General features: G+C 39.7%; 20 protein-coding genes. 18 read left to right on the forward strand and 2 right to left on the reverse strand.

The window, feature by feature from the left end:
- The first annotated feature begins 41 nt into the window (after positions 1-41).
- Together trpE and NQ185_RS08140 are read left to right on the forward strand one after the other, a co-directional pair.
- Positions 42-1,427, forward strand: a complete 1,386-nt coding sequence (gene trpE / locus NQ185_RS08135) for an anthranilate synthase component I (protein WP_257581147.1) — start codon at positions 42-44, stop codon at positions 1,425-1,427.
- A gap of 105 nt (positions 1,428-1,532) precedes the next feature.
- Positions 1,533-1,880, forward strand: a complete 348-nt coding sequence (locus NQ185_RS08140) for a hypothetical protein (RefSeq protein ID WP_257581148.1) — start codon at positions 1,533-1,535, stop codon at positions 1,878-1,880.
- A gap of 341 nt (positions 1,881-2,221) precedes the next feature.
- Here the strand turns inward: NQ185_RS08140 and NQ185_RS08145 are convergent, their stop codons facing one another.
- Positions 2,222-3,715: a peptide MFS transporter gene (locus NQ185_RS08145; protein ID WP_257581150.1), complete on the reverse strand. Its 1,494-nt coding sequence runs from the start codon at positions 3,713-3,715 to the stop codon at positions 2,222-2,224.
- A 544-nt stretch (positions 3,716-4,259) separates the two neighbouring features.
- Between NQ185_RS08145 and NQ185_RS08150 the strand changes: the two genes are divergently transcribed.
- Positions 4,260-6,017, forward strand: a complete 1,758-nt coding sequence (locus NQ185_RS08150; protein ID WP_257581152.1) for an ABC transporter ATP-binding protein — start codon at positions 4,260-4,262, stop codon at positions 6,015-6,017.
- Positions 6,017-8,032: an ABC transporter ATP-binding protein gene (locus tag NQ185_RS08155; RefSeq protein ID WP_307000453.1), complete on the forward strand. Its 2,016-nt coding sequence runs from the start codon at positions 6,017-6,019 to the stop codon at positions 8,030-8,032. The genes NQ185_RS08150 and NQ185_RS08155 overlap by 1 nt, the downstream gene beginning before the upstream one ends.
- Positions 8,033-8,628: 596 nt before the next feature.
- Here the strand turns inward: NQ185_RS08155 and NQ185_RS08160 are convergent.
- A complete protein-coding gene (locus tag NQ185_RS08160; protein WP_257581153.1) occupies positions 8,629-9,648 on the reverse strand; it encodes a YeiH family protein in 1,020 nt (339 codons plus the stop codon).
- Positions 9,649-9,763: 115 nt separating this feature from the next.
- Between NQ185_RS08160 and NQ185_RS08165 the strand changes: the two genes are divergently transcribed.
- The 14 genes from NQ185_RS08165 to leuB all read left to right on the forward strand — a co-directional run bounded on the left by NQ185_RS08165 (position 9,764) and on the right by leuB (position 25,899).
- Positions 9,764-10,672, forward strand: coding sequence for a LysR family transcriptional regulator (locus NQ185_RS08165; RefSeq protein WP_257581154.1), 909 nt, complete (start codon positions 9,764-9,766; stop codon positions 10,670-10,672).
- A gap of 145 nt (positions 10,673-10,817) precedes the next feature.
- Positions 10,818-11,360 carry a helix-turn-helix domain-containing protein gene (locus NQ185_RS08170; RefSeq protein ID WP_257581156.1) on the forward strand — a complete coding sequence of 181 codons (543 nt, stop codon included), beginning with the start codon at positions 10,818-10,820 and terminating at the stop codon, positions 11,358-11,360.
- A 217-nt stretch (positions 11,361-11,577) separates the two neighbouring features.
- The gene (locus NQ185_RS08175) at positions 11,578-12,681 is read left to right on the forward strand and encodes an ABC transporter ATP-binding protein (protein ID WP_257581157.1); all 1,104 of its coding nucleotides are present in this window, start codon (positions 11,578-11,580) and stop codon (positions 12,679-12,681) included.
- Positions 12,671-13,477 (forward strand): ABC transporter permease, encoded by an 807-nt coding sequence (locus tag NQ185_RS08180; protein WP_257581161.1) that lies wholly within the window; start codon positions 12,671-12,673, stop codon positions 13,475-13,477. The genes NQ185_RS08175 and NQ185_RS08180 overlap by 11 nt, the downstream gene beginning before the upstream one ends.
- On the forward strand, positions 13,474-14,280 hold the full coding sequence (locus NQ185_RS08185) for an ABC transporter permease (RefSeq protein WP_257581162.1): 807 nt from the start codon (positions 13,474-13,476) through the stop codon (positions 14,278-14,280). Before NQ185_RS08180 ends, NQ185_RS08185 begins: the two co-directional genes overlap by 4 nt.
- Positions 14,277-15,350: an ABC transporter substrate-binding protein gene (locus tag NQ185_RS08190; RefSeq protein ID WP_257581163.1), complete on the forward strand. Its 1,074-nt coding sequence runs from the start codon at positions 14,277-14,279 to the stop codon at positions 15,348-15,350. Before NQ185_RS08185 ends, NQ185_RS08190 begins: the two co-directional genes overlap by 4 nt.
- 95 nt (positions 15,351-15,445) lie before the next feature.
- Positions 15,446-15,796, forward strand: coding sequence for a hypothetical protein (locus NQ185_RS08195; protein WP_257581165.1), 351 nt, complete (start codon positions 15,446-15,448; stop codon positions 15,794-15,796).
- Positions 15,797-16,203: 407 nt separating this feature from the next.
- Complete coding sequence (ilvE, locus tag NQ185_RS08200; RefSeq protein WP_257581166.1) at positions 16,204-17,106, forward strand: branched-chain-amino-acid transaminase; 903 nt, start codon at positions 16,204-16,206, stop codon at positions 17,104-17,106.
- Positions 17,107-17,290: 184 nt separating this feature from the next.
- Complete coding sequence (gene ilvD / locus NQ185_RS08205) at positions 17,291-18,955, forward strand: dihydroxy-acid dehydratase (protein WP_257581168.1); 1,665 nt, start codon at positions 17,291-17,293, stop codon at positions 18,953-18,955.
- 1,053 nt (positions 18,956-20,008) lie between these two features.
- Entirely contained in the window at positions 20,009-21,733 is a 1,725-nt protein-coding gene (gene ilvB / locus NQ185_RS08210) for an acetolactate synthase large subunit (protein WP_257581302.1), read from the forward strand.
- Positions 21,730-22,248: an acetolactate synthase small subunit gene (ilvN, locus tag NQ185_RS08215; protein WP_257581169.1), complete on the forward strand. Its 519-nt coding sequence runs from the start codon at positions 21,730-21,732 to the stop codon at positions 22,246-22,248. Before ilvB ends, ilvN begins: the two co-directional genes overlap by 4 nt.
- A 16-nt stretch (positions 22,249-22,264) precedes the next feature.
- Positions 22,265-23,290: a ketol-acid reductoisomerase gene (ilvC, locus tag NQ185_RS08220; protein ID WP_257581170.1), complete on the forward strand. Its 1,026-nt coding sequence runs from the start codon at positions 22,265-22,267 to the stop codon at positions 23,288-23,290.
- A complete protein-coding gene (locus NQ185_RS08225; protein ID WP_257581171.1) occupies positions 23,277-24,818 on the forward strand; it encodes a 2-isopropylmalate synthase in 1,542 nt (513 codons plus the stop codon). Before ilvC ends, NQ185_RS08225 begins: the two co-directional genes overlap by 14 nt.
- Before the next feature lie 16 nt (positions 24,819-24,834).
- On the forward strand, positions 24,835-25,899 hold the full coding sequence (leuB, locus tag NQ185_RS08230) for a 3-isopropylmalate dehydrogenase (protein WP_257581172.1): 1,065 nt from the start codon (positions 24,835-24,837) through the stop codon (positions 25,897-25,899).

Genomic DNA, 25,899 nt, shown 5'->3' on the forward strand with positions numbered 1-25,899 from the left:
GGGGCTTTTTATATTTCGAAAATAAGGAAGGAGAAAAGAAGATGCAAACAAAAGAAGTGAATTTCAAAATGAGAAAACTGAATGGGGATGTACTTACTCCGATTAACATTTTCTTAAGGCTTGCGGGAAAGAAAAAGTTTTTACTGGAAAGTTCACTAAAACATAGTGAACAAGGGCGTTATTCTTTTATAGGCGTGAATCCTGTAATGGAGATTATCGGGGACGGGAATAAGGCGTCGGTCATTTCTTCTGCAGGAGAAAAAGAACAGATTGGGGTGCCACTTGACATAATTCAGGCGGCAATACCGAAATTAAATTTAGAACTTCCATTTCCTTTTTATGGCGGAGCAGTTGGTTATGTAGGCTATGATGCAATTCGTCAGTATGTCGATATCGGCGAAGAGCCGAAAGATGAAATTAATATGCCGGATATTCATTTTATGGTATATGAAGATGCGATTGTCTATGACCATTTAGCTCAATCCATATATGTGCTGGCAATTGACTTGCATGGAAATCGGGCAGAGGAAGAATTGGAACAACGAATAAATGAGTTGGAAATGCAAATATCACGTAAAGAACAGGATGAATCATTGACTAATTGTAAAATTGAATTCACGCCGCAATTAGAAAAAGAAGAATTCATTCGGAAGGTGGAGGAAGCGCAAGAGTTCATTAAAAAAGGTGAAATCCAGCAAGTCGTCTTATCGCAACGAATGATTGGAAAAGTTGATGTTGATCCATTTCATTTTTACCGAGTTTTAAGAAATTCAAATCCTTCTCCATATATGTTTTACGTTGATTTTGATGAGTACGTTGTGTTAGGCGCCTCTCCGGAAAGTTTTATCAAAACGAGTGGACAAATCGTTTCAACAAATCCGATTGCAGGGACAAGAAGACGCGGAGAAACTCAAGCGGAAGACCTTGCTTTGGAAGCAGAACTATTAGCAGATGAAAAAGAATTATCCGAACACCGAATGCTCGTAGACTTAAGTTTCGAGGATCTTGGCAATATTTGTGAAGAAAATACGATAAAAATTAAGAGCGATATGAAAATAGAACGCTATCGTCATGTAATGCACATTGTATCGGAATTAGACGGTACATTGGCAGCTGGAAAAACTGGCGTAGATGCCCTTATTTCCTGCCTTCCAGCCGGAACTGTATCCGGAGCTCCCAAACCTCGCGCCATGCAAATCATCAATGATCTTGAAAACGTGAAGCGTGGTGTCTATGCGGGAGCGATTGGCTACATCAACGCAAACGGAGATGTCGACTTTGCAATTGCGATTCGCTCTCTCGTCATAAAAGACCAACATGCTTATTTACAAGCAGGCGCCGGAATTGTAGCAGAATCCATACCTAAGAATGAGTATATTGAGACAATTAATAAAGCGAGGGCGCTTCTAAGTCCGAAACCATTTTAAATTGGAAATAGGATTTCATTCTCGCATATTCCTGTATCGAGATGGAAGGATAGTGGTGGTGCCATTTCCGTCTCTATTGAACCTGAATTGCATCGGAAACCGGGTGTGGAAGTGATTGTCGTTGCGATGGGAGCTGAATCGCACCGTAAACGGGGTGCCGAATTGATTACCGTTGCGATAAGACCTGAATCGCCCCGGAAACCGAGTGTGGAATTGATTACTGTTGCGATAGGCCATGAATCGCCCCGAAAACCGAGTGTGGAAGTGATTACCGTTGCGATAGGCCATGAATCGCACCGTAAACCAAGTGCCGAATTGATTACCGTTGTGATAGGCCATGAATCGCCCCGTAAACGGGTTGCTGAATTGATTACCGTTGCGAAAGGCCCTGAATCGCCCCGAAAACCGAGTGGCGAAGGGATTACCGTTGCGAAAGGCCCTGAATCGCCCTGAAAACCGAGTGGCGAAGGGATTACCGTTGCGAAAGGCCCTGAATCGCCCCGGAAACCGAGTGTGGAATTGATTACTGTTGCGATAGGCCATGAATCGCACTGTAAACCAAGTGCCGAATTGATTACCGTTGCGATAGGCTTTGAATCGCCCCGGAAACCGAGTGTGGATGTGATTACCGTTGCGATAGGCCCTGAATCGCACCGTAAACCGAGTTCTGAATTGATTACCGTTGTGATAGGCCATGAATCGAACCGAAAACCGATCACTAAGACTAATTAAAAACTTGTACCAGAAATAAATAGAAAACCATCACCCGGTTTTTTCGGATGATGGCTTTTTTCTTACCTCGTGCCGCGCATATACGACTGGATTTTCGGGGACATCGCAAACAAAATTAGTCCAAGTAAAATGGAGATCCCGCCGATAACGCCAAAATAAATGATCTCAGTCTCTGGTTTATACAATTTCACAAGCTGTGCGTTAATTGCTTGTGCGGAAGCATTTGATAAAAACCAAAGGCTCATTGTCTGTGCTGAGAAGGCTGCTGGCGCCAATTTTGTCGTTGCGGAAAGTCCTACAGGCGATAAACAAAGTTCGCCAAGCACGACGATAAAAAAACTGAGAACTAGCCATATAGGACTAACAAGCGTGTTCACTCCGTTCAAATACGCGGGGAAAATCATGACGATAAAGGAAAGCCCCGCCAAAACCAGCCCGAATGCGAATTTTGCTGGAGTTGATGGTTGGCGATTGCCAAGTCTTATCCATAGCCATGCAAAAAATGGAGCAAAAATGACAATGAAGATTGGATTTAATGACTGGAACCAAGAAGACTCTAATTTTAACCCTGCAAAATGCAATTGTGTTCGTTGATCGGCATATTGGGCAAGTATAATGGCTCCTTGTTCTTCGATAGCCCAGAACATTATGGAAGCAATAAATAAAGGGATATAAGCTATTAAATTTGAGCGTTCGTCAGCAGTTGTTTTTTGACTCCGATACATAACGATAAAGTAAGCCGTAGGAATTACTATCCCGAAAATACTAACGAGCATTGTGAAGCGATCAATCGTCAAAATACCTGTGTTAATCGTTATCGCACCAAGTATGATAATGATGATAGCAACAATAATAAATCCTAAATAAACTCTTTTCTTTTCATCAGGTGAGAGTGGATTTGGAACATGAGACCCTGCAAGTCCTAAATTATTTTTCCTCGTTGCTAAAAATATAATTAGCCCTAAGAACATTCCAATTGCAGCAACTCCAAAACCAAGATGAAAATTGTATTTTTGTCCAAGCGTACCTACGATAAAAGGAGCGATAAAGGCACCTAAATTAATTCCCATATAGAAAATGCTGAAACCAGCATCGCGGCGGTTATCGTCATCACTGTATAAATCACCGACGATGCTTGAAACATTCGGCTTCAAAAGTCCTGTTCCGATTACAATCAGTCCCATAGATAAAAATAAAGCGACGACTCCACCCGGAAAGGACAGGGCGATATGACCACCCATAATTAAGATTCCACCAAAAAATACCGTCTTTTTCGTGCCGAGTAACCGATCCGCTATCCAGCCTCCAATGATTCCAGACATATAGACTAAAGACCCGTATATGGCCATGACGGAAGCGGCCGTCGTCTTGTCCATACCAAGTCCGCCGTCTGAAATGGCGTAGTACATATAATAAATGAGAATGGCCCTCATGCCGTAATAAGAAAAACGTTCCCAAAATTCAGTGAAAAATAAAGTGAACAAACCTTTCGGATGCCCGAAAAAACCTTTCTGAGGGACAGTTTTAACGATTTCCTCTTTCATTTTATAGTCCATAAATTGTTCCCCTTTAGCATATTTTTAATTACCCTTTTCCACTATTTTTAGTCTTTACACTTTTTTCATAAAGATTCTTCAACAACTGTATATAGTTGTAAAAAACCGGTCATCATGTTGCTATGAAAGTTTTTCCAAAAAGTAATTGACATGACAAAATCTCTCATGCTACCATATGAGCATTCAATACAATCAAAATTAAGGAAGGGAGGCTGATCATGATGAAAAAGTTAATTGTAAACAATCAACAATTGAATATGGACTCAGCCTGCCGTTTAACTATATGATGATTTTAATGTGAAATTTGAATGAAGACGCGGGTTGTAAGGTACCCGTGTCTTTTTTATGTGAAGCATAGCTGCGCATATTTATAGGCGCACTATGCTTTTTTTGATTTTCTTGGGGGAACAGGTGTTTTGCACTTTTATATAAAAAATCGGGGAGGAAAAACAAATGTTGATTTTTATTTTATTGATGAAAACAGTGGAGCTGGAGAGCGGGTAGCTTTCACTTTGTTGGGTTGGCAAAAAGGGAGGTATAAAACATGTTTAGTGTATTAACAAAATTAGGTTGGTTTTTTAAACAGCATTGGAAGCGTTATATGATAGCGCTTGTATTACTTGGATTTGCAAATCTATTTGAAGTGATTCCACCGATGATTTTAGGATCAGCGATCGACAATATCTTTCTCGGATCCTTAACTTACAAAACGTTATTCATATATGTGGCGATATTAGGTGGTGGAGCATTATTAAACTATTGGATTACGTACGTGTGGCAATATCAACTTTTCGGCGGGGCTTTTATAGTGGAAAAAACGCTGCGCTCCCGCTTTATGAATCATTTATTAAAAATGACTCCAACCTTTTTCGAAAAAAATCGAACTGGGGATTTAATGGCTAGGGGGACAAATGATTTACGTGCCATTTCCGTAACGGCAGGTTTCGGAGTATTGACATTGTTTGACTCTACCCTGTATATGATAACGATCTTACTAACAATGGGATTCCTAGTTTCTTGGAAACTTACATTCGCAGCAGTATTGCCATTGCCGATTCTAGCCTGGGTTATAACGGTCCTTGGTAATAAAATTCATACTCGATTTACAGCAGCGCAAGATGCATTTGGAGAAATGAACGACCGTGTTCTTGAATCCGTTTCCGGGGTTAGGGTTACCCGAGCTTATGTCCAAGAAAAGGCAAGTGAAGCTGATTTCGGGAAAATGACGGAAGATGTGTATGAAAAAAATATCCATGTTGAAAGAATCGATGCCTTTTTTACTCCGATAACAAGGATAATTACAGGCATCAGCTATATCATTGGTCTATCTTACGGAACATACCTTGTATTTCATCAAGAAATATCGTTAGGTCTTCTCGTTTCTTTCAATGTTTATTTAGGAATGCTTACTTGGCCGATGTTTGCGATTGGTGAATTAATCAATATTATGCAAAGGGGAAATGCATCACTTGACCGTGTTCAAGAAACGTTGAACTATGAGGAAGATGTAAAAGACCCTGGGGCACCTAAATTGATAGAACAGCCAGAAAACATTCAGTTGAAGGATGTCACATTCCGTTATCCTTCTTCAAAAACAAATAATTTGGCTAACTTAAATGTTCATATAAAACGTGGAGCAACCATTGGGGTTGTTGGAAAAACAGGAAGTGGAAAGACAACGTTTATTAAACAGTTTTTACGCGAGTATCCTTTAGGTGATGGCGATATTTACATTTCCGATGTCAATATTAAAGAACAGTCGAAAGAACAAGTTCGTAGTTGGATTGGCTATGTGCCGCAAGACCATGTTCTATTTTCCAGAAGTGTGAGAGAGAACATTCTTTTCGGAGATGATCAAGCAACAGAAGAAGATTTAAAAAAAGCGATTTACCTTGCTTATTTTGAAAAAGATTTAGAAATGCTGCCAGAAGGTTTGGATACTCTCGTTGGTGAAAAAGGAGTGGCTCTTTCCGGTGGACAAAAGCAAAGGATTTCGATTGCGCGTGCGTTAATTAAAAATCCAGAGCTATTAATATTGGATGACTCTTTATCTGCTGTAGATGGCAAAACAGAGTCTCGGATTATTAGAAATATTCGCAATGAGCGCAGTGGGAAAACAACGATTATTACAACGCACCGTCTATCTGCTATCGAACATGCTGATTGGGTTATTGTCTTTAACGATGGAAGAATCGTTGAGGAAGGAACCCATCAAGATTTGCTGCAAGCAAATGGATGGTATAAAGAACAATATGATAGACAGCAAGTGGAAGACTCGCTTCTTGAGGAGGTGAACGCATAATGACTGGAAAAAGGTTATATAAATATGCCTTATTTTTTAAAGGTCTTGTTATTGCTGCACTGACGATGCTTACTATTTCGGTTGGTACGGACGTCCTTGGCCCATTTGTCATTAAAAAGCTGATTGATGATCACATTTTGGGAATTGAAGATCGTTGGGTCGAGTCAAATAAAGGGGAATTGTCGGTAGATTATGAGGGAAAAACATATGTAAGAGAATTGTATGCTAATGATGGCGAGTTAGTGGAAGGTGGAAAAACCGCAACCATTTTACAGGTCGATAGAAAGTTTTATTTTGTAAATGGAGAGGTTCCATTTGAAGGAGATCGTGCTATAAAAGGGGATAAAATTTCAATCACTTCAAAAGGTGAAACAAAAGAATATACTGCAAAAAAACTTTCTATAAACGATACACTCGTCTTCTATAAGCCTGAAATACCTGCGATTACAAAATTGCTGGCACTCTACTTCGGTTTAGTCATTATTGCGGCAATCTTTAATTACGGACAGTATTTTTATTTGCAAAAAGCGGCAAATCGTATCATTCAAAAAATGCGAATAGATATATTTTCGCATGTTCAGCGTTTGCCTATCCGCTATTTTGATAATTTACCAGCTGGAAAAGTGGTCGCCCGCATTACAAATGACACGGAAGCAATCCGGGAATTATACGTGGCCGTATTATCAAATTTCTTTACGGGTTTCATCTATATTATTGGTATTTACACAGCTATGTTTATTTTAGATGCTAAGCTAGCCTTGTTTTGCATGCTGCTCATTCCAATAATGTTTGCATGGATGATTTTTTATAGAAAGTTTGCATCTAAATACAATCATGTGATTCGTTCCAAAGTAAGTGAATTAAATGCGATGATTAATGAATCTATTCAAGGAATGACAATCATCCAAGCATTCCGGCGTGAAAAGCAAATGAGCGCTGAATTTGAAGAAATGAATGAATCACATTTTCGCTATCAGAATAAACTTCTTATATTGAATTCCTTATCGTCCCATAATTTTGTTGGGGTGCTAAGAAATATTGTTTTCGTCGGGTTTATTTGGTATTTCGGAAGTAATTCACTTGGAGCTCATTCAGTCGTGACAATCGGTATTTTATACGCCTATGTTGATTACATTAACCGATTATTTTATCCGGTTATGAATATCGTGAACCAATTTTCTAATCTTGAGCAAGCATTAGTTGCAGGTGAGCGTGTTTTTCGTTTGCTAGATGAACAAGGTGAAGAGGTCAGCACGGAAAGAATGGAACGGTATAAAGGAAATGTCACGTTTGACCATGTTTATTTTGGATACAAGGAAAATGAAGATGTGCTGAAGGACATTCATTTTGAAGCAAAGCAAGGGGAAACTGTAGCACTTGTCGGTCATACCGGATCTGGAAAAAGTTCTATTATGAATATATTATTTCGTTTTTATGATTCCAACCGTGGGAAAATTAAAATTGATGGGAAAAATATACAAGACATTCCAAAGCAAACCTTGCGCGAGCATATGGGAATAGTGTTGCAAGATCCATATTTATTTACAGGTACGATTGCTTCCAATGTCAGCTTAAATGATCCACGGATTTCTCGTGAAAAAGTGGAAGAAGCATTGAAGGCGGTTGGAGCCGATCGGGTGCTGAAAAATTTGGAAAAGGGAATAGACGAGCCAGTCGTTGAAAAAGGAAGTACACTTTCTTCCGGCCAGCGCCAGTTAATTTCCTTTGCCCGCGCATTAGCCTTTGACCCAGCCATTCTCATTTTGGATGAAGCCACATCCAGCATCGATACGGAAACAGAAACAATCATTCAAGAAGCGATGGATGTGTTGAAAAAGGGGCGTACGACCTTCATTATTGCGCATCGACTTTCAACGATTAAAAATGCCGATCAGATTTTAGTTCTTGATCGCGGTACGATTGTGGAACGTGGCAATCATGAAGAGCTCATGGAGAAAAAGGGTAAGTATTATCAAATGTATCAGCTGCAGCAAGGTCAGAAGCTTGGTGCGTAGAAGAAAAGCGGAAGCACCTGTCCATCGAAGTATGGATTTGTATTCCCTGACGAGATAAAGGAAACACGATGAGTCCGATAGGACGAATCGATGTTGACTTATCGTAGGAAGGGAAGAAGAAATCCACTAGTCGATAGGCGCTGTAGCTAGACATAAAATCAAAAAACGGCACTTTCATTTAGAAAGTGCCGTTTTTTAGTAATAGGTATTATCGTTCATCGTGCCCCTCAATCTATTTTTTGAAGGTTAGAGGTCACGATGAAGCATTCAATGTGCCCCTCAATCCGTTTTTTGAAGGTCAGAGGTCACGATGAAGTGTTCAAAGTGCCCTTCCATCTGTTTTTTGAAGGTTAGAGGTCACGATGAAGCATTCAATGTGCCCCTCAATCCGTTTTTTGAAGGTCAGAGGTCACGATGGACCATTCAATGTGCCCTAATCCGTATTTTGAAGGTTAAAGGTTACGATGAGGCGCTCAATCTGCACTTTAAATCCTTTTGAGGCTTGAAGGTTATGATGAACCGTTTATTGTGACCTAAGTTATAATTTCAATAGGTTAGAGGAACGGCACTTCCACAAAGGAAGTGCCTTTTTGAATTCAAATAATAAAATATACTAACACCGATAATGCTAATGAAGCAATTACCATGGCAATCAATGGTTTTAAGGCTTTTGTTTTTAAATCACCAAGACTAACATTCAATCCAAGTCCAACCATGGCCGCTGTTAATAACCAACTAGTGACCGATGTAACAAAGCTTTTTACTCCTACAGGATATGGAATAGCATGTCCTAAAATATAGCTTCCGATCACGCTCATGATGATGAAACCGAATAAAAACCACGGAAATTCAATTTTTGCAGCTGTACCATCACCTGACGATTTTCTCCTCATCCAATACATAAAAATAAAGCAAAGGGGAATTAGCAAGAATACACGTCCTAACTTTGCAAGCAACGCAATTGCCAGTGCATCTTCGCCGCCAACATCTGCGGCAAGGATGACTTGAGCAATTTCGTGAAGACTCATACCCGACCAAATTCCAAATTCCACATCTGTAAGAGGGAGGAACGGACGTAGAAGTGTATACACGATAGCGAACACTGTTCCAACAAGGGCGATGATTCCTACACTAATAGCCGTATCTTCATCTTTAGATTTAATAATCGGCGCTACGGCTGCAATTGCTGCTGCCCCGCACACACCAGTACCGACACCGACCAGCAATGAAATTGTTGGGTTTGCTTTCAAACGTTTGGCAATCCAAACGGTTACAAAAATGGCAAATATAATGACGCCAATATCACGGGCAAGCAAACCAAGTCCGTCTTGAAGAATGACCGCTATATCCAATTTTAGACCGTATAAAATTATGGCTGCCCTTAATAACTTTTTTGATGAAAATGCAATACCTGAGCGAATCAATTCGGGATAACCAAAAATTTGCCGGAAAATAATTGCGATTATAATGGCGCAGGCAAGCTGTCCAACCATGTTAAATCCAGGAACTTTGGCTAGCCAAAAACCAAGAAGTGCAATCAAAAATGTAAAGGCAATTCCACCCACCATTGGCGTGCCAGATGATTGCGGTTTTTTTCTTTCTAGTTGTTTTTCCATAAAGTAACCTCCAAAAATAATGTCCTATTACAGAATAATACTTATTGCAATATAAGGAAAATAAATCATTATAATAGTAGTGATAAGTAAATGCTTATAGTGGGAGGCGAATAATATGGAACAACAATTGGCAGTCTTTGTAAAAGTGGCGGAAAAAAAGAGCTTTTCACGTGCGGCAGAAGAACTTCATATGACTCAGCCTGCAGTGAGTCAATACATTCAAATGTTTGAGCGTGAACTAGGAACGAAGTTGTTGGAACGCAGCAATAAATATGTCCGCTTAAACAAAGCAGGGGAAATTGTCTATCATCACGCAAAGGAAATTATCGGATTATATACAAAAATGCAGCGCTTAGTAGACGACGTAACGAATAAAACAAGTGGACCACTTTCAATTGGAGCAAGCTACACATTTGGAGAGTATGTGTTGCCGCATATCATTGCACATACACTTGAAAAATATCCGCTTATTAAACCAACAATTACCATTGGTAACACAAAAGAAATAGCGGAACTTGTTTCAGGGCATCAATTGGATATTGGGATTATTGAAGGTGGGTTGAAAAATTCAAAATTGAATATTGAATCGTTTTCTGAAGATGAAATGTATGTGTTTGTTGCTTCAAATCATCGATTAGCTAACAAAAACGCAGAAATAAAAGTATCAGAACTAGAGGATGAGACATGGATTGTCAGGGAGAATGGTTCTGGTACGAGAGAAGCAACTGAGCAAGTATTTCGGATATTTGATTTAGCTCCTAAGAAAAGAATGGAGTTCGGAAGCAATCAACTCATTAAAGAATCGGTTGAAGCAGGTCTAGGGGTTAGCTTGCTTTCACAATGGGCCATCCGGAAAGAGGTTGAATTAGGAACACTTAAAATTTTAACAATTAAAGGTTTGCCATACACTCGCCAGTTTTCGACGATTGTTCAAACCCCATTCCAAACAAAAGCGATGGAGAGTTTCCTAGAATTATTGCGAGGGGTGGAACTACGTATGAGCTTAGAAAAAGGGAAGAAATAATTAAAGGAAAAATTTGAAAAAGGTATTGAAGTATCTACATATTTCGGTATAATAATTTGAGGTTAAAAGTAAACTTAAAGTTTTGTTATACTAAACTTTATTCACTTGAAGTTTACTAATATTAAACACGATTGAGGTCATATTGATGCTAATCGGAAATAAAATAAAGAATTTACGATTGAAGAAAGGGCTGACGCAAGAGGAGTTAGGGGAACGAACTGATTTAAGCAAGGGTTATATTTCACAATTGGAAAGAGAATTAAGTTCTCCTTCGATCGATACTTTTTTTAACATACTAGAAGTACTTGGATGTACCCCGAAACAATTTTTCGATGAAGAAGAGCGCGAGCAAAAAGTGGTGTACGGGGAAGCAGATCAAACTGAATATAAAGATGAAGAAAAGGGATATGAAATCAAATGGTTAGTTCCGGAATCCAATGAAATGGAAATGGAGCCAATCTGGCTTACGTTGGAGGAAAATGGAGAGTTCAAGCAATTTGAACCCTCACTTTCGGAAACCTTCGCTTACGTGATAAAAGGTAAGGTCATGATTCAATTAGGCAAACATACGTATTATGCTAAAGCCGGTGAGTCTATTTATTTTCATGCATCCCATCAACATCAGATCAGCAATGTACACAAAGGGGTTTCGGAACTGATTTTGGTTGCGACCGATTCATATTTGTAAAGGCTCTTTTCTCAAACAATGTTGCTAATTAATATAAATTTTAACAAAAAGAAATGGATTCAGTAAAATGTGTAATCCAACTGAGAAAAGAGCTGGCAACTACCTAAGAACCGTAAAACTTCCTAATTAGGTGTAAAAGCCGGCTATTGGGCTTTTACAAACAACAAACTTTAAAGAAATAGCCTTTGTAAATATACGCTGTAATGGAGGGGCAATGATGACAGATAAGACAATTATACGTTTTGAAAATGTATCAAAAAAATATGATGATGAACTAGTTTTGGATGATGTAAGCTTTGAAATCGAACGGGGAAAATTTTATACCCTGCTCGGTCCTTCTGGATGTGGGAAGACTACGATACTCCGCTTGATTGCCGGATTCATTCAACCTTCCAAAGGTGCAATTTTTTTTAATGGGAAAAAGATCAATAAAATTCCCGCAAATGAGCGCCAGGTGAATACAGTATTTCAAGATTACGCCTTATTCCCACATTTAAATGTTTTTGAAAATGTCGCATTTGGATTGCGAATTAAGAAAAAGAAAAAAGCGGAAATTGATCAAAAGGTGAAAGAAGCACTAAAATTCGTAAACTTGGTCGGTTATGAAAATCGCGAAATTAATGAAATGTCAGGCGGGCAACGTCAACGAGTTGCCATTGCACGTGCAATTGTAAATGAACCTCAAGTAATTTTACTGGACGAGCCGCTATCAGCCCTTGATTTAAAATTAAGAACTGAAATGCAATACGAGCTTCGTGAACTGCAGCAACGACTCGGCATCACGTTTATTTTTGTTACACATGACCAGGAAGAAGCACTTGCGATGTCCGATGAAATTTTCGTCATTAATAAAGGGAAAATTCAGCAGAGCGGAACGCCAATCGATATTTACGATGAGCCTATCAACCGTTTTGTCGCGGATTTTATCGGTGAATCGAATATCATTCCTGGAAAGATGATTAAAGATTTCCTCGTTGAGTTTAATGGAAAGCAATACGACTGTGTCGATCAAGGTTTTAATCCAAATGAGGTTGTTGAAATTGTCATACGACCAGAAGACTTAGAGATTACGGCGAGAGATACTGATAATCTCCATGTTAGGGTAGATTCACAATTGTTCCGCGGTGTTCATTACGAAATTTGTTGCTATGACGACGCTGGAAATGAGTGGCTTATCCATTCTACTAAGAAGGCAGAAGCTGGAGATGAAGTAGGGCTTCGTTTTGATCCTGAAGCCATTCATGTCATGCGTTTTGGAGAAACGGAAGAAGAATTTGATAAACGTTTGGAAGCTTATGACGAGGTAAGCCATGCAAAATAAGATGCGTAATTTTTACTTGATTCCTTATGTTTTATGGATTGCGTTATTTGTTGTGGCACCAATTTTGCTTGTGGTTTATTATTCTTTTTTCGATATCGAAGGAAATTTTACAGTAACGAATTATCAAAAGTTCTTTACACCCGTTTATTTAAGAATGACGCTTAGCTCATTTTGGTATGCATTTTTAATTACTGCTTTTTCGTTGCTGATTTCTTATCCAACTGCTTATTTTCTTACGAAGACCAAACATAGACAGTTATGGCTTTTATTGATCATTTTGCCTTCTTGGATCAATTTGTTATTAAAAGCATATGCCTTCCTTGGAATTTTTGGAGCTTATGGACCAGCTAATATGTTTTTAGAAGCAGTAGGAATTGGATCAAAACAAATATTATTTACTGATTTCAGCTTTATATTTGTTGCTGTTTATATTTTTATTCCTTTTATGATTCTACCGATTTACAATGCCCTTGAAAAGATGAATCCGTCTTTAGTCTATGCAGCTAGTGATCTTGGAGCTTCTACATGGACAACTTTTAGACGGGTCATTTTCCCACTAACATTGGATGGGGTTAAATCGGGTTGTCAGGCCGTATTTATTCCGGCTCTTTCACTGTTCATGATTACGAGGCTTATATCAGGGAATCGTGTCATTACTCTAGGGACAGCGATTGAACAACATTTCCTTGTTACACAAGATTGGGGCATGGGTGCGACAATCGCCGTATTCTTAATTATTGCGATGGCAATTATCATGATTTTGACTGGCAATAGAAAACGGGGTGATCTCATATGAATGGAAAAAGCAAATTAGCAAATCTATACTTAATCATTGTTTTCTTCATTTTGTACGCCCCTATTTTCTATTTAATGTACTATTCGTTTAATAGCGGTGAATCAATGCGTGATTTTGAAGGTTTTACGTTAGAGTGGTACTCGGAAGTATTCCAGGATACAAGGCTTATTATTATTGCCCTCAATACGTTAATCATCGCCTTGCTTTCAGCTGCTATATCAACGATTCTTGGTATAGTTGGAGCACTTGCGATTACGTATGTCAAAAAATTAAGATATAAAAATACGCTTCAAACGTTGAATAACGTGTTGATCGTTAGCCCCGACGTCATTATTGGGGCATCATTCCTCATTATGTTTACGATAATAGGAATAAAGCTTGGTTTTACATCCGTATTATTATCTCATATTGCATTCAGCGTACCAATTGTTGTCATTATGGTGTTGCCGAAGCTTCAGGAAATGAGCTCTTCTTTAATTGATGCGGCTCGGGATCTTGGTGCATCCAACTGGGATATCCTGTCGAAGGTCATTTTACCTTATATTACGCCGGGGATTTTTGCGGGCTTTTTTATGGCATTAACGTACTCTCTCGATGATTTCGCTGTTACATTTTTTGTAACTGGAAATGGTTTTTCAACTTTGTCAGTCGAAATTTATTCAAGGGCGCGTCAAGGTATATCACTTGAGATTAATGCGTTATCGACGCTTATCTTTTTAGTAACACTCGTACTTGTCATTGGATATTATTTCGTTAATCAGCGCAATGCTAGGCCTCAAGCTGCGGGGGTGAGGAAACCATGAGTAAAATAGTGCGTCTGTTTTCTCTCATCTTTATCATTTCTTTTGCTTTGATGTATCTGACTTCCCATATGAATACTTCCCAAGGATATAAAAGTGGGAATGTTTTAAGTATCTATAATTGGGGAGATTATATTGACCCTGATTTAATTAAAAAGTTTGAGAAAGAAACAGGTATGAAGGTAATTTACGAGACATTTGATTCCAATGAAGCAATGATGACTAAAGTTTCCCAAGGGGGTAATTCCTATGATATTTCGGTCCCTTCGGAATATGCTATCAGCAAAATGAAAGAAGAAGAGTTACTACTGCCACTTGATCATAGTAAATTGCCAAACCTGCAATATATTGATAAGCGGTTTATGGATCTTTCCTTTGATCCGAACAATCAGTATTCCATCCCATATTTTTGGGGAACTGTTGGAATCGTCTATAATCCAAAAATGCTCGGCGGGAAAAAAATCACGAGTTGGAATGATCTATGGAATACAGATTTGAAAAATCAAATATTCCTAGTTGATGGTGCACGTGAGATTATCGGAATGGGTTTAAATAGTTTGCATTATTCATTAAATGAGACGAGTGAAGAACGTCTTTTAGAGGCAAAAAACAAGCTGGATAAGCTTACCCCTAATGTTAAGGCGATCATCGGAGACGAGATAAAACTACTCGTTGCCAATGAAGAAGCTGCCATTGGAGTAACTTGGTCTGGAGAAGCGGCTGATATTATGAGTGAAAACGAAGACTTGGATTATGTTGTACCAGAGGAAGGATCCAACTTATGGTTTGATAACATGGTTATTCCAAAATCAGCTCAAAATATTGAGGGCGCCCATAAATTTATTAATTTCATGCTCGATCCAGAAAACGCTGCTCAAAATGCTGAGTACATCGGCTATTCGACTCCAAATGAAAAAGCTTTGGAATATATGCCAGAAGATATGACAAGTGATGAACGCTTTTATCCTTCTCCGGAGTTAACGGAAAGGCTTGAAGTGTATGATAACTTAGGAAAAAAAATGCTGGCGCATTATAATGATCTGTTTTTAGAATTTAAAATGTATCGAAAATAATGGTGTTTTTCTAGGCTGCCGACTTTACTTTGGCAGCCTACCTTTATTTTTGAATGAATGATATACTGGAGTCATGTAGAAAGGAGGCAGAAATAATGGAAATGGGCAAAGAAATATTGGGGATGCTACATGAGATTAAAGATACGTTAAATGACCATAGTCAAATTCTAAAAGACCATGGCAGGAAACTGGACGAGCATAACCAAAAGTTAGACATGCATAGTGAAACATTAAAAGAGCATGGTTTAATTTTAGGTGCGCTTAAAAATGGTCAAGAAATGCTAAAAGCTGAATTAAGTGAAATACGGCTTCAGAATGCAAAAGAATTCGGAGAATTTAAGGAACAAATGAAAGACATGGGAGATAGCATCGATATCCTTAAAGAAGACACGTGGCATAATAAAAAAGATATCCTACGAATTAAAAAAACAATGGGAATGGCATAAATAATCACCAATAGAAAATCTCCACAATAAAGCCTCAAACAACCTCATGAAAAATGAAATCCTTTTTAGAAAACAGCTATGCAATATTCCCTTTTAAAGGAAGATTATTGCAGCTGTTTTTTTATTCTTATTGATTATAAAAAAATTAGAAAAATAGTCATAATTTAGTACAAATTTATTAAACGTTGGTGTAAAAACAATGAAAACGGATACAAAATAAATGGACTTTTTTTAACTAATAAAACATTCTGAAAATGTCTTGACCTTTCAGCAATACCGCGGTATCATTGGAACAATTTAATAAATCAAAACAACCTGAAAACAACAAAAGCGAAAGCGACTGTTCATGCTAGTCGATAGGCGCTGGAGCTAGACTAAATATTATTTGCAGAGAGGGGCGAATAGTGATGAGTGAACAATTGATCTTCCTAGATGGCCGATTTGTTAAAAAAGAAGAAGCCGTCGTGTCAGTGTATGATCATGGATTTCTTTACGGAGATGGTATCTTCGAAGGAATTCGTGCATATTCTGGGAATGTGTTTCGCTTAGACGAGCATTTAACGCGTCTGTACGACTCAGCGAAATCAATTATGTTAACCATTCCATACACGAAAGAGGAGATGTCAAGTATTGTTACGGAAACACTCCGCAAAAACAAATTAACAGATGGATACGTTCGCCTCGTTGTATCTCGTGGAGTTGGGGATCTAGGTTTAAATCCGTATACTTGCGAAAAAGCAACAGTAATTGTCATTGCTGAGCCATTAAGTATTTTTCCAAAGGAACTTTACGAAACTGGCCTTGAAATTATAACAGTGGCTACGAGACGGAATCGTTCTGATGTGTTAAATCCAATGGTTAAATCATTAAACTATTTAAATAACGTACTCGTTAAAATAGAAGCAAATCTTGCCGGGGTGCCCGAAGCTCTCATGCTCAATGATCAAGGTTATGTGGCTGAAGGTTCTGCGGACAATATTTTTATTATAAGAGATAAAAAAATACTAACACCTCCAGGGCATGTTGGTGCTCTTGTCGGTATTACTAGAAATGCAATTATTGATATCGCCCGTGCCAAAGGGTATGAAGTAGAAGAAGCCATTTTTACCCGGCATGATGTATATACAGCTGATGAAGTCTTTTTAACTGGAACTGCTGCAGAAGTAATTGCTGTTAAAAAAGTTGATGGGCGGATTATTGGAGATGGAAAACCAGGTCTAGTAACAAATGACCTGCTTGAAAGTTTCCGAGAACTGACGCTTACAGACGGAATTAATATATACGATGAATCACTAAATGTGGCTAATTAACAGAAAAGCGTAAGCGACTTGCTCATCGACGTACAAACTTCGGGGCCTAAGACTTGCGATAAAGGAAACACGACGAGGAACGAGTCGATGTTGACTTATCGTAGGGAAAAGGGCAGGAAGTTTGCTAGTCGATAGGCGCTGAAGCTAGACAGACGATATTTCATTAGAAACAGGAGATGTCATAATGAGAAGCGATATGATAAAAAAGGGGATTGATCGTGCCCCGCACCGCAGCTTATTATATGCAACTGGTGTAAAAACAAGAGATTTGGAAAAACCGTTTATTGGTGTCTGTAATTCCTATATTGATATTATTCCTGGCCATAAGCACTTGAGAGAATTTGCAGATGTTGTTAAAGAAGCCATTTGGGAAGCTGGCGGGGTTCCATTTGAATTCAATACAATTGGAGTCGATGACGGAATAGCCATGGGTCACATCGGGATGCGGTATTCTCTACCAAGCAGGGAGCTAATCGCAGATTCTGCAGAGACTGTTATTAATGCTCACTGGTTTGACGGAGTATTCTACATTCCAAACTGTGATAAAATTACCCCTGGAATGTTGATGGCCGCATATAGAACGAATGTCCCTTCCATTTTTGTATCAGGTGGTCCTATGGAAGGCGGTACCTCTTCAGAAGGCGAACCTTTAACATTGTCATCCGTTTTTGAAGGGGTCGGAGCATTCCATGCAGGAAAAATGACTGCCGAAAAACTTCTAGACATTGAACAAAATGCTTGTCCTACTTGCGGTTCTTGTTCAGGAATGTTTACTGCAAACTCAATGAACTCTCTAATGGAAATGCTAGGTGTAGCACTCCCCGGAAATGGTACAATCGTAGCGACATCAAAAGAACGTCACAGATTAATTAAAGAGGCTGCGCATCATTTAGTTAGAATGGTGAAAGAAAATGTTAAGCCACGTGATATAATCAGTGAACAAACAATCGACGATGCTTTTGCACTCGATATGGCAATGGGTGGGTCAACAAACACCGTTCTTCACACATTAGCTATTGCACATGAGGCAGATATCGATTACGATTTGTCCCGTATCAATGAAGTGGCAAAGCGTGTTCCGTATTTATCCAAAATTGCTCCTGCATCCGATTATACAATGCAAGATGTGCACGATGCTGGCGGAGTCAGTGCTATTATACGTGAACTATGCGAAATGGGTGCCATTGAAAGAGATAGAATGACAGTAACTGGTAAAACAGTCTATGAAAATGTAAAAGATCATGTTATTACGAATCCTGAAGTCATTAGACCAAAAGAAAATCCATATAGTCCAGTAGGTGGACTTTCAATCCTTTATGGTAATATAGCACCAGACGGTGGCGTCATTAAAGTAGGCGCCGTAGATCCGTCAATAAAAACATTCCTTGGAAAAGCAATTGTCTTTGAATCACAAGAAGACGCCCAACAAGGAATTAATGATGGAACTGTAAAAGAAGGGCATGTCGTAGTCATCCGTTATGAAGGACCAAAAGGCGGACCTGGTATGCCGGAAATGCTCGCCCCTACTGCAGCTATAGCAGGTAGAGGTCTTGGGACAAAAGTAGCGCTTATTACAGACGGTCGTTTCTCAGGTGCATCAAGAGGTATTTCAATCGGACATATTTCGCCTGAAGCTGCTGAAGGTGGGCCGATTGCTCTAGTCGAGGATGGGGATGAGATCTTCATCGATTTAACAAATCGTACGATTGATTTGAAGGTTTCCGAAGAAGTTTTGGCTGAACGAAAAACAAATTTAGCCCCATTTGAACCGAAAATTAAAAAAGGTTATTTAGCTAGATACTCTAAGCTCGTTACATCTGCCAGCACTGGCGGAGTAATGAAAATATGACAAAAAGTAAATTTCGTGATATAACTGAACAAATGAATGAACAAACGACAATGCAATGAAGAGGTAAAAATGAATGGAGTACTGTATTACCAGAGAGTCGGAACTGCTGGAAACCGGCAATACAGCCATTTGTGACATCGCCTCGGAGCGGGAATCCTGAAAGCTTTCAGCCATTAAGGGTTCACGGGGATAAATGTAAGTTCCCGTTATCAATGAGTGACTTAATTGTCGCTCCTAAGTCAGTGATCTACACTGAGAAGTAGGGTGGTACCATGAAAGTTTTTTCATCCCTGCATAAAAGGTTCTCCTTTTGTGTGGGCTGAAGAAACTTTTTGTTTTTTATAGGAAAAGCGAAAGCGCCTGGTTATCGACGTACGAACTACACGTGCTTCCACTGAGATAAAGGAAACACGATAAGCCGTAAGGCGATTCGATGTTGACTTATCGTAGAGAGAAGCAATGTAGTTCGCTAGTCGATAGGCGCTGCAGCTAGACAAGGAAAAGCGAAAGCGCCTGGTTATCGACGTACGAACTACACGTGCTTCGACTGAGATAAAGGAAACACGATAAGCCGTAAGGCGATTCGATGTTGACTTATCGTAGGGAGAAGCAATGTAGTTCGCTAGTCGATAGGCGCTGCAGCTAGACAAGGAAAAGCGAAAGCGCCTGGTTATCGACGTACGAACTACACGTGCTTCGACTGAGATAAAGGAAACACGATAAGCCGTAAGGCGATTCGATGTTGACTTATCGTAGGGAGAAGCAATGTAGTTCGCTAGTCGATAGGCGCTGCAGCTAGACAAGGAAAAGCGAAAGCGCCTGGTTATCGACGTACGAACTACACGTGCTTCGACTGAGATAAAGGAAACACGATAAGCCGTAAGGCGATTCGATGTTGACTTATCGTAGGGAGAAGCAATGTAGTTCGCTAGTCGATAGGCGCTGCAGCTAGACAAAGAAAAGGGATTTAATGCATTAAACCATTGAAATGCGATATGTTTTAAAAAAATGAAAATTGAAAGGAAGGCGCTAGTGGTGAGTATGGGTATCCCGATGGGAACGAGTGACCAAAAATCTGACACGACAACAACAGTACAAGTGAAAACTGGGGCAGACCTTTTCATCGAGGCATTGCAAAAAGAGAATGTTGAAATTATGTTCGGTTATCCTGGAGGAGCAGCACTGCCGATTTATGATGCATTGCACAAGAATCCGATAAAGCACGTGTTGACTAGACATGAGCAAGGAGCTATTCATGCTGCAGAAGGTTACGCAAGAGTAACTGGAAGACCAGGTGTCGTCATTGCTACATCCGGGCCGGGAGCGACGAATCTTGTTACAGGTATTGCGGATGCCATGATGGACTCGTTGCCACTCGTCGTGTTTACGGGTCAGGTTGCAAGCTCTGCGCTTGGAACAGATGCTTTCCAAGAATCAGACATTGTCGGCATTACAATGCCAATCACTAAACATAATTATCAAGTGAAAAAACTCTCAGATCTTGGAAGAATCATTAAAGAAGCGTTTTATATTGCGTCTACTGGACGTCCAGGTCCAGTCTTAATTGATATTCCAAAAGATATTGCGTCACAAGAAGTAACAGAGGTATTTCCTGATGCTACGATTAATTTACCAGGTTATCAGCCAACAACAAAGCCGAATTACTTGCAACTGCAAAAGCTTGTAAGTGTAATGGCCAATGCGAAAAACCCATTAATTCTTGCAGGTGCAGGGGTACTTTTCGCTAAAGCGTCAGATTATTTAAAAGAATTCGTAGAAAAAACTGGTTTTCCAATTACTAACACACTACTTGGATTAGGTACAATCCCTGGGGATCATCCACAATTTTTAGGGATGGCGGGGATGCATGGAACGTACACATCCAATATGGCTATTACAGAATGCGACTTGCTTATAAATATTGGAGCTCGCTTTGATGATCGTCTAACTGGTAATTTGAAGCACTTTGCACCGAATGCGACAGTTGCTCATATTGATATCGATCCAGCGGAAATCGGTAAAAACGTTCCAACGGCTATTCCGATTGTCGGAGACGCAAAGATGGTTTTGGAAGAGTTACTGAATATGGAATTAACGATTCCTAATATCTCAGAGTGGGCGGATGAATTGCAAGAAAGTAAAGCAAAATATCCATTTAAAAAACCTGCTTCACCAGAAAATACACTTTCGTCGCCACATGTTATCAAAATGATTCACGAAATCACTGGTGGAGATGCCATTGTAACGACAGACGTTGGCCAACATCAAATGTGGGCAGCGCAATATTACGGATTTAATGGTCCGAATAACTGGGTTACTTCAGGTGGGCTAGGAACGATGGGATTTGGTTTCCCTTCTGCGATTGGGGCACAATTGGCTGATCTTGATAAAACGGTTGTAGCAGTTACAGGAGATGGCGGTTTCCAAATGACATTGCAGGAACTTTCTGTTATTAAAGAACTAAATCTTCCAGTGAAAGTTGTTATCATCAACAACAAATGTCTTGGAATGGTGCGTCAATGGCAACAAACGTTTTATGATGAGCGTTATTCTCACTCATTAATTCCAAATCAACCTGATTTTATAAAGCTTGCAGAAGCATATGGAATTAAAGGATATATTGCAACTACAGAAGAAGAAGCTAAAGCTGTATTTGAAGAAGCACTTAATACACGCGAGCCTGTCTTAATTGATTGCCGAGTGATTGAGGCTGAAAATGTTTATCCAATGGTTGCCCCAGGCAAAGGGCTTCATGAAATGATAGGGGTGGGAGAATGAAACGAGTTGTTACTGTAACAGTTAACAATAACCCTGGTGTGTTAAATCGTATCACTGGATTATTTGCCAAAAGACAATTTAATATCGAGAGCATTACGGTTGGTCCTACGGGAAATCCAGCTGTTTCTAAAATGACGTTCATCGTGCCAATGGAAGATCCAGCTAAAATGGAGCAGCTGCTTAAACAGCTGCAAAAACAAATCGATGTATTAAAAGTATCGGACATTACCGATAAATCGATAGTTACTCGCGAGTTGGCGCTTATTAAAGTACAGTGCCCGCCGTCAATGAGAAGTGAAGTGTATAGCATTATTGAACCTTTTAGGGCAACCGTCATTGATATGGGTAAAAACATGATTACCGTACAAGTTACAGGGGAACCTGACAAAGTGGATGCATTTATGGAGTTGTTAAAGCCTTATGGCATTAAAGATATATCAAGAACAGGTGTAACCGCATTTGTTCGCGAACATCAAAAAACAGAAACACAACAACTATCAATATTACAACTTTAAGAGGAGATGGAGAAAAATGGCAAAAGTATATTATAACAATGAAATCGATGAGTCAGTATTACAAGGAAAGAAAATCGCAATCTTAGGATATGGTTCACAAGGTCACGCACATGCAAGCAACTTAAAAGACAGCGGATTTGACGTTATCGTTGGAATTAGACCTGGTAAATCTTACGATCAAGCAGTTGAAGATGGACATGAAGTTTATTCAGTTAAAGAAGCAAGTGCGAAAGCAGATATCATCATGATCTTGCTTCCAGACGAAAGACAAACAGCTGTTTATGAAAATGAAGTAAAACCTGAGCTTTCAGCTGGTAAAGCGTTAGTATTTGCACATGGTTTCAACGTTCACTTCAATCAAATCGTACCTCCTGCTGATGTTGACGTATTCCTAGTTGCACCTAAAGGTCCTGGACATCTTGTACGTCGTACGTTTGAACAAGGTGCAGGTGTACCGGCATTATTTGCGGTATATCAAGATGCAACTGGTCAGGCAAGAGACTTAGCATTGGCATACGCAAAAGGTGTTGGCGGCGCTCGTGCAGGTGTACTTGAAACAACATTCCAAGAAGAAACTGAAACAGATCTATTCGGAGAGCAAGCAGTACTTTGTGGTGGAACAACAGCTCTTGTAAAAGCTGGATTCGAAACACTAGTTGAAGCAGGTTACCAACCAGAAGTTGCGTACTTTGAGTGCTTGCATGAACTAAAATTGATTGTTGACCTAATGTATGAAGATGGTCTTGCAGGAATGCGCTACTCCATCTCTGATACAGCACAATGGGGAGATTTCGTATCCGGACCACGTGTTGTAAATGCAGATACTAAAGCTCGTATGAAAGACATTTTGGATGATATCCAAACAGGTAAATTCGCAAAAGGCTGGTTGTTAGAAAACCAATTGAATCGTCCAGAGTTCAATGCGATTAACCGTCGTGAAAGCGAACATTTAATTGAGAAAGTAGGTCAAGAGCTTCGCGAAATGATGCCATTTGTTAAAGCTGGTAAGAAGAAAGCAGTGGTTTCAAGTGCGAAAAATTGACATCTTTGATACAACTTTGCGTGATGGAGAACAATCAGCTGGAGTGAACTTGAATACAGCTGAAAAGCTCGAAATTGCGAAACAGCTTGAAAGATTCGGAGTGGATATTATGGAGGCGGGGTTTCCCGCCGCCTCTCCGGGTGATTTAGATGCTGTAAGAAAAATCGCCTCAACTATTAAAGACTCATCTGTCACCGGCCTGGCGCGTTCAGTCAAATCAGATATTGATCATGCATGGGAAGCGTTGAAAGTGGCGGAATGCCCTAGGCTCCACGTTTTCATTGCTACTTCTCCAATACACATGACGTATAAACTAAAACAAACTCCTGAACAAGTAGTACAAACGACGATTGAAACGATTAAGTATGCAAAACAATTTTTTTCGATTGTTCAATGGTCAGCAGAAGATGCCTTCCGTTCAGATCGAGCCTTCCTTGCTCAAATCGTAGAACAGGCCATTAAAGCAGGGGCATCGGTTATTAATATTCCAGATACGGTTGGATATGCAACACCTCAAGAATACGGAGCATTATTTAAGTATTTAAAAGAGAATGTTCCGAATATTGGAGAAGCTAAACTTTCAGCGCATTGTCATAATGACCTTGGGATGGCAGTAGCCAATACACTTGCTGCAATTGAAAATGGTGCCGATCAAATCGAAGGTACTGTAAATGGAATTGGTGAAAGAGCTGGAAATGTCGCTTTGGAAGAAGTGGGAGTCGCTCTATATACGAGAAAAGACTTTTATCAGATTGAAACAAACTTAACGTTGAATGAAATAAAACGTACTAGTCAACTTGTCAGCAAGTTAACAGGAATGGCTATTCAGGCGAATAAAGCAGTAGTCGGAAAAAATGCGTTCGCACATGAATCTGGCATTCATCAAGATGGAGTTTTAAAAGAGCCAACAACTTATGAAATCATTACACCAGAACTTATCGGCGAAACGTCAAACAATTTAGTTTTGGGCAAACACTCAGGGCGTCATGCTTTCCAAGATCGTGCTAAATCTTTTGGGTTTGAACTAGATTCCGAATCGTTGAATCATGCATTTATACAATTTAAAAAACTAGCCGATCGCAAGAAAGAAATTACGAATGAGGATTTATGGACAATTTTAACGAATGAGCAGTTAAAAGATTCAGAGGCTTCTGTGTATGAACTTGAAACTGTTGGCGTTCAATATACATCTGCGCAAGATCCACTTGCGACCGTAATCGTAAAAACACCCGCAGGCAATATCGTGGTAGAAGCAACGAGTGGAGCGGGAAGCGTCGAAGCAATTTTTAATGCACTTGAAAAAGTGGTGGAAGGAGAAGTCCATGTATTGGATTATCGAGTTTCATCCATAGGTAAAGGCAGGGATGCTCTTGCCGAAGCTGTTATTAATTTAACTTATAATGGTGAGGTTCTTGCAGGCAGAGATTCCGCACAGGATGTATTAGAAGCATCTGCTAAAGCATATTTAAATGCGGTGAATCGCATACTGCTTCAATCACAAATGAAGCAATTAATGAAAACCGTTTAGAAGGGGAAGTTGAGATTTGAAGAAACGAGTAGCTGTATTACGTGGGGATGGAATAGGAAAAGAAGTGACAGATTCAAGCCTAGCCGTATTAGAAGCAATTGGACGTCGTTTTCATCATGAATTTGAATGGGTGCACGGCCTACTCGGTGGAGAAGCCATTGACACAGTCGGTCAGCCGTTGCCAGATGAAACAATCCGAATTTGTGAAGAAAGTGATGCGATTATTCTTGGAGCAGTCGGCGGGCCAAAATGGGATAACAATCCTTCTCATCTCAGGCCTGAAAAAGGGCTTCTCCAAATTCGTAAACACTTTGAATTAAGTGTAAATCTCCGACCGGTACAGGCATTTAAAAGCCTGCTCTCTGTTTCCCCTTTGAAGGAAGAAGTCGCCGCGGGCGTTGATATGATGATTGTCAGGGAACTAACAGGTGGTTTGTATTTCGGTGAACCAAGCTTCCATGATGATGAAAAAGCTGTGGATACACTCGTTTATGGTCGCGATGAAATTGAGCGTGTTGTCGTTCATGCATTTGAACTGGCAAAACAACGCAGAAACAAAGTAACTTCGGTCGATAAAGCAAATGTTTTAGAGTCAAGCAAGCTTTGGAGAAAAATTGTTGAAGAAGTTGCTGCTAGATACCCGGAAGTGGAGTATGATCATATGCTTGTGGATGCAGCTGCTATGAAATTAATCACGTATCCAGCGGCATTTGATGTGATTGTAACAGAAAATATGTTTGGAGATATTTTAAGTGATGAAGCTTCTGTTATCACAGGTTCTCTTGGGATGTTGCCATCCGCTAGCCTCCGTGTTGACGGCTTCGGATTATATGAACCGATCCATGGATCCGCACCTGATATAGCAGGGAAAAATATCGCCAATCCAATTGGAGCGATTTTATCAACAGCGATGATGCTTCGCAGTTCGTTTGGTATGTTAGAGGAAGCGGACGCTCTAGAGGCGGCTGTGAGAAATGTTCTCGAAGCAGGTTTCTGTACAAGTGAATTCAAAAATATCGGAAGACAAGTTTTGTCAACAACGGAAATGACCGAAAAAATTATTAGCGAAATTAAAAGGTGA

The sequence above is a fragment of the Lederbergia panacisoli genome (genome assembly GCF_024626525.1).
Lineage (GTDB): Bacteria > Bacillota > Bacilli > Bacillales > Bacillaceae_C > Lederbergia > Lederbergia panacisoli.

Bases quoted from the DNA above. Each gene is read 5' to 3' on its own strand.
- trpE (WP_257581147.1), top strand. From the start codon at position 42: ATGCAAACAAAAGAAGTGAATTTCAAAATGAGAAAACTGAATGGGGAT.
- NQ185_RS08145 (WP_257581150.1), bottom strand. From the start codon at position 3,715: ATGGACTATAAAATGAAAGAGGAAATCGTTAAAACTGTCCCTCAGAAA.
- NQ185_RS08150 (WP_257581152.1), top strand. From the start codon at position 4,260: ATGTTTAGTGTATTAACAAAATTAGGTTGGTTTTTTAAACAGCATTGG.
- NQ185_RS08155 (WP_307000453.1), top strand. From the start codon at position 6,017: ATGACTGGAAAAAGGTTATATAAATATGCCTTATTTTTTAAAGGTCTT.
- NQ185_RS08160 (WP_257581153.1), bottom strand. From the start codon at position 9,648: ATGGAAAAACAACTAGAAAGAAAAAAACCGCAATCATCTGGCACGCCA.
- NQ185_RS08165 (WP_257581154.1), top strand. From the start codon at position 9,764: ATGGAACAACAATTGGCAGTCTTTGTAAAAGTGGCGGAAAAAAAGAGC.
- NQ185_RS08170 (WP_257581156.1), top strand. From the start codon at position 10,818: ATGCTAATCGGAAATAAAATAAAGAATTTACGATTGAAGAAAGGGCTG.
- NQ185_RS08175 (WP_257581157.1), top strand. From the start codon at position 11,578: ATGACAGATAAGACAATTATACGTTTTGAAAATGTATCAAAAAAATAT.
- NQ185_RS08180 (WP_257581161.1), top strand. From the start codon at position 12,671: ATGCAAAATAAGATGCGTAATTTTTACTTGATTCCTTATGTTTTATGG.
- NQ185_RS08185 (WP_257581162.1), top strand. From the start codon at position 13,474: ATGAATGGAAAAAGCAAATTAGCAAATCTATACTTAATCATTGTTTTC.
- NQ185_RS08190 (WP_257581163.1), top strand. From the start codon at position 14,277: ATGAGTAAAATAGTGCGTCTGTTTTCTCTCATCTTTATCATTTCTTTT.
- NQ185_RS08195 (WP_257581165.1), top strand. From the start codon at position 15,446: ATGGAAATGGGCAAAGAAATATTGGGGATGCTACATGAGATTAAAGAT.
- ilvE (WP_257581166.1), top strand. From the start codon at position 16,204: ATGAGTGAACAATTGATCTTCCTAGATGGCCGATTTGTTAAAAAAGAA.
- ilvD (WP_257581168.1), top strand. From the start codon at position 17,291: ATGAGAAGCGATATGATAAAAAAGGGGATTGATCGTGCCCCGCACCGC.
- ilvB (WP_257581302.1), top strand. From the start codon at position 20,009: ATGGGAACGAGTGACCAAAAATCTGACACGACAACAACAGTACAAGTG.
- ilvN (WP_257581169.1), top strand. From the start codon at position 21,730: ATGAAACGAGTTGTTACTGTAACAGTTAACAATAACCCTGGTGTGTTA.
- ilvC (WP_257581170.1), top strand. From the start codon at position 22,265: ATGGCAAAAGTATATTATAACAATGAAATCGATGAGTCAGTATTACAA.